Raw genomic sequence first — 828 nt, 5'->3', positions numbered from 1 at the left:
CCCAACACGCTTTCCAAGTCTTCGTATGGGTATCCGGGCGTAGACGCGGGTGTCCTGACCTGTGGTGGAACGGGTCGCCTTGCGGGCTGCGGACGGTGTCGGACGGGGGTGAATGCAACCAAAACTGCAACCAAGCAAGGGCACGTTCTGGCCGCTCAAGGGCGGTCTTAGAGCATGGCGAAGGGGATCCGCCTTCTAGACGAGGGGGGCGCCGTCTCTCAGATACCGGGGCATCCCCTCTGCGCCTGCCTGGAGGGCTGCCGCGAATCTGCGGCTGAGACGGCCTGGCAGGGTGCCGACGGCGTGAGCAGGGGCGGTGAACCGCAGCTCGGATAGCTCCTCGTCGTGAGGATGTATCGCTGCGGCTTGGTCGGGGGCGAGTGTTCCGCCGTCGAAGATGAAGGCGATTTGGTCGTCCCAGGGGCCGTGGGGTGGTACCCAGTCGATGACGAGCAGGCGCAGCCGGATGATGTCGAGCCCCAGCTCTTCCTTGATTTCGCGCCGCGCTGTGTCGTCGGGGGCTTCGTTGGCTTCGGACATGCCGCCGGGGAGGTCCCATCCGGGCTTGTAGGTGGGGTTGACGAGCAGGATGCGGCCGTCCGGGTGGCGCAGGATGACGTCGGCGGCGACGCGTTTGCGGGCCTGGGTGGCGTTGCCTTCGGCGAGGTAGGTGTTCCAGGCGGTGGGGTTTGCGGGGGTGGGCCTCATGGGGCGGTGCCTTTGCTGGGCGGCTGGATGATGTCGGCGAGCAGCAGCATTCTGGTGCGTCTGGCTTCTTCGAAGCGGGTCAGGAGTTCCCGTACTGGCGGATGGCCGCGTTGGGTCTTC

At 66.4% G+C, this 828-nt stretch carries 1 protein-coding gene; it reads right to left on the bottom strand.

Going from position 1 to position 828, the window contains the following annotated elements:
* Positions 1-195: 195 nt before the first annotated feature.
* Positions 196-708 carry an NUDIX domain-containing protein gene (locus CCN51_RS46625; protein WP_014177738.1) on the bottom strand — a complete coding sequence of 171 codons (513 nt, stop codon included), beginning with the start codon at positions 706-708 and terminating at the stop codon, positions 196-198.
* Positions 709-828: the final 120 nt, after the last annotated feature.

Origin of the sequence: Streptomyces milbemycinicus, assembly GCF_002154605.1 — a bacterium.
GTDB classification, from domain to species: Bacteria; Actinomycetota; Actinomycetes; order Streptomycetales; family Streptomycetaceae; genus Streptomyces; species Streptomyces milbemycinicus.
Note: the sequence above shows the minus strand (reverse complement) of the source record. Positions and strands in the feature narration are given on the sequence as shown.